4 protein-coding genes are annotated in these 3,830 nt (G+C 42.7%); all 4 read left to right on the top strand.

The window, feature by feature from the left end; genetic code table 11:
• Positions 1-366: 366 nt before the first annotated feature.
• Entirely contained in the window at positions 367-1,215 is an 849-nt protein-coding gene (locus AB4653_RS22975) for a membrane protein (RefSeq protein ID WP_009846719.1), read from the top strand.
• Positions 1,208-2,056, top strand: a complete 849-nt coding sequence (locus AB4653_RS22970; RefSeq protein WP_009846718.1) for a glucosaminidase domain-containing protein — start codon at positions 1,208-1,210, stop codon at positions 2,054-2,056. Before AB4653_RS22975 ends, AB4653_RS22970 begins: the two co-directional genes overlap by 8 nt.
• Before the next feature lie 123 nt (positions 2,057-2,179).
• The gene (locus AB4653_RS22965; protein WP_009846717.1) at positions 2,180-2,830 is read left to right on the top strand and encodes a DUF2987 domain-containing protein; all 651 of its coding nucleotides are present in this window, start codon (positions 2,180-2,182) and stop codon (positions 2,828-2,830) included.
• Between the two features lie 289 nt (positions 2,831-3,119).
• A partial coding sequence (gene ttcA, locus AB4653_RS22960) for a tRNA 2-thiocytidine(32) synthetase TtcA (RefSeq protein WP_372070302.1) occupies positions 3,120-3,830 on the top strand: 711 nt, incomplete at its 3' end.

The raw sequence follows: 3,830 nt of genomic DNA, 5'->3' as shown, positions 1-3,830 counted from the left end.
GTACTACTGGCTTCCCTACTGATTTTTTAGCGTTCAACGTCTGTTTTTCTCCACCTTGGTTCTATTTGAGACCTGTTGCTATACACCTCTAAGGCGCGCATCATAATCACCAAAAACGTGAATTCAAAGCATTTTTTATCTTTCGAAGACAAAAAAATTCGCAGGTAAAAGTAAACATCCTTTACCATACTGTTATTTGTTGGGTTCACACCCTAACAAGTGTCTAATTATTAACCATTAAGACGTAAAAGCAAGCCTTGTTACAGATTCATATTTTAGTTTGCATCCGACATATGGGTATAATGAAGGTAATTTTTTATCAATAAGTTAGGTGCCTTCGTTTAGTTGGCGCACCTAGGTATCAATATGAACAACGACATCGAAAAAGATTTTAATTTGGGCGGTAGTATCGACCGTGCACTTTCCGGCGATTATGAGCTCAAAGCAACGGCTGTATTCCAAGAGGCTTGGAAACATACGATAAGTCACTTTCTTTCGTTTTCCCCTGCGATTGTTGCGCTGATGTTCGTACAATTGGCTATCTTTTATATCGCACTAAAACTGCAACTTGGTGACCCAGCAGTGATCTTAGATGCGGTAATCGACCCTGAGGCCTTTACCCCCCAGATCGTTGAATCGATTTTCATTGCGAATTTTAGCTATGAAGTCGTCAGTGCACCTATCTATGCCGGCATCTGTTTAATGGCAATGAGCCATGCTGCAGGTCTTCAAACTAAAGTGCGCCACATAGGCAAAGGTTTACAGTTTACGATCCCCGTTATTCTAGTGACTTTGTTCAGCCTAATGCTTCAAGGCATCGCTGGTATGATTCTGCCATTTCTGTCTATCTACTTCTCACTTGCGTTCAGCAACTCAATTCTGCTGATTTGTGATAAAAAAGTGCCACCGATGCAATCGCTGTTACTTTCTCTAAGAGCAGTAAATAAGAAGATCTTCGTAGTCGCGTCTATATACCTAATGGTTATGCTGATGTTCATCGTTGCTGCGATGATGTACGGCATTGGCTTGATCTTCGTTCTTCCATTCTTCTTCCACGTGAAAGGTATCGTTTACCGTGAAATGTTTGGCATCAAGCTGAAGATAATTGCATCAGACCGCCCAATGAGCGATGACGATAGCGATGGCGGTAACAATAACGGCAACAACAGTAGCCATGGTAACAAGAACAAAAACCCGCAGGTCTTCGATGCGTAATAACGACAAAGGCAGCGCGAGTAAATCTCTTGCGCTCAAGGTAACAACACTAGCAATCGTGGGTTCTATCTCACTGATTGGCCCATACCTTTACCAAGAAGAAGAACGCCGACGTACGACAGAACAGAGCTCTACTTCAGCAGACCAATTTGATGACTTGACTGTTGCTTCAAGCGCACCAAATTTTGCGGCTATTAAGGGTGTAAACGAGAAAAAAGACGCGTTTTTCTCGTTCCTACGACCAAGCATCAAGATTGAAAACAAACGTATCACCAAAGAACGTGCGTTTTTAACTAAGCTCTCTGAATCTGGTTTAAGTAATATTGATTCTGAAGACATTTCTTATGCGAAAAGGTTAGGGAAGTTGTACAGCTTACCGGTACCTAGCACAGGTATAGAACAGACATGGTTGGCGGAATTGCTTAACCGAGTCAACGTACTGCCAGAGGCGCTGGTACTGACACAGGCTGCTAATGAATCAGCTTGGGGGACATCACGTTTCGCCACCAAAGCAAACAACTATTTCGGACATTGGTGTTACAGCAAAGGTTGTGGCCTTGTTCCGCTACAACGTAACGAAGGCAGCTCGCATGAAGTAGCAACATTTTCTTCAAGCCAAGAATCCGTACACCGTTACTTCATGAACCTTAATCGTAACCGTGCCTATGCAGATTTAAGAGCCATTCGTGCGCAACTGGCAGCGAATGGTAATGATCTGTTAACCAAAGAAACGGCGACCGAATTGACCAATGGCTTGTTAAAATATTCTGAGCGAGGTTCAGACTATGTGACTGATTTACAAGCTATGATCCGTCACAACAAGGTATACTGGGAAAAGTAACTCATTTGGATATCCGTTTGATTGACTTCTTTAGTCAATTTGACACCAAGCAATATCGCAAAAGAGCAGCTCATTGGCTGCTCTTTCTATTTATAAACGCTCAACTTCAACAAGATTATAATAATGAAAAAGACAGCACTCGCTTTATTAGCCATTTTAAGTTTTGGGGTTTCTCTTCCAGCTTCGGCGCAAGAATACATGTTCACGTATTCTAAACTCTATACTCAGCTGAAAAACAACACCAAAGAAGGGCACGATGATGTCAAAGTTGCGGTGTTCTTTGTTGACCAACAAGCACAGAAAACCTGTCACATCAGCAAAGCTTGGATGGAGAAAGAAGAGCACTACGAAGAGCTAAAAGTGTCTCCTGCGAATGAGCTGCTTCTACCTGTAGATCAAAACCTGCGCTCAGCAAATCCTCTTATCTTTGTACAAACCCAAGAACAAGAGTGCGCGTATTCGCTCGTTGTCATGACACAGGAACCTTTAGCTGAAACTGTTGAAGTTGCACAGCTAGAAAGCCTGTTACCGCAGATGCAAGCGATGCTAGAAGACGTCAGCGGCATGTTCTCTAGCTGGTTCACACCTGATATCCAAGGGTTAACGTTGGAGTTCAATGACAAGCTTGAAGGCAACATTGCTCTATCTAACGGTAAACAGATCCCAATTAAAGAAGGGCGTGCTAAATTCACCTTAGAAGAGCTGAATGGAAGTGACAGCATCACTTTACCAGAGCCAACGGTTCGCGTATTACCGTACATTCCCGCGCAATAAGTCTAGCTAGAAGCACTCCCTACGCTTTGAGGAAGTAGTTCTTAAGCAGCCTGATCTTTTAGAGAAGGCTGCTTTTCTTTGTCTACTATGCAAACCTCGAATTTGTTAAGACGCGTTTATCTAACCGTTTAGAGAGCTTAAAGCACAAAAGAAGCGGAATCTTTCCAATACTCAGCTTGTTAATCCTGCCGTTACTATTTCAACATCAAATAAAAATCCGTATAATCCACGCCCTAAAACAGTCCCACTAGCAATCTACAGTCGGTAATACGACGGTGTGAGAGTCGCAATGAACCAAAACGAAAATAAAAAAGAAACACTTGAATTCAACAAGCTTCAGAAACGCCTGAGACGAAATGTTGGAAATGCCATCGTTGACTACAACATGATCGAAGAGAATGACGTAGTAATGGCATGCATTAGTGGCGGTAAAGATTCATTTGCGATGCTAGATATTTTGCTACGTTTACGTGAAGCTGCACCTATCAAATTCGATGTTGTTGCCGTAAACCTAGACCAAAAACAACCTGGCTTTCCTGAGCACATTCTTCCTGAATACTTCGAAACTCTGAACATTCCTTACTACATCGTAGATAAAGATACGTACTCCGTAGTTAAAGAGAAAGTGCCAGAGGGTAAAACAACTTGTGGTCTATGTTCTCGTCTTCGTCGTGGTACTTTGTACTCGTTTGCAGAGAAAATTGGGGCGACTAAGATTGCTCTTGGCCACCACCTAGACGATATTGTTGAGACGATGTTCCTGAACATGTTCCACGGTGCACGCTTGAAAGCAATGCCGCCAAAATTGCGTTCTGATGATGGCCGTAACGTTGTTATTCGTCCACTGACTTATTGTCGTGAAACGGACTTAATCCAATACGCAGAGCACCTAGATTTCCCAATCATTCCTTGTAACCTGTGTGGCTCTCAAGAGAACCTACAGCGCCAGAACATTAAAGCAATGTTGATTGATTGGGATAAGAAAACGCCAGGTCGTGTT

Origin of the sequence: Vibrio sp. 10N.222.48.A3 (assembly GCF_041475345.1) — a bacterium.
Classification (GTDB): Bacteria; Pseudomonadota; Gammaproteobacteria; order Enterobacterales; family Vibrionaceae; genus Vibrio; species Vibrio tasmaniensis_A.
This window is presented reverse-complemented; position numbering and strand designations above follow the sequence as displayed.

Coding starts and splice junctions, on each gene's coding strand:
- AB4653_RS22975 (WP_009846719.1), top strand. CDS start 367: ATGAACAACGACATCGAAAAAGATTTTAATTTGGGCGGTAGTATCGAC.
- AB4653_RS22970 (WP_009846718.1), top strand. CDS start 1,208: ATGCGTAATAACGACAAAGGCAGCGCGAGTAAATCTCTTGCGCTCAAG.
- AB4653_RS22965 (WP_009846717.1), top strand. CDS start 2,180: ATGAAAAAGACAGCACTCGCTTTATTAGCCATTTTAAGTTTTGGGGTT.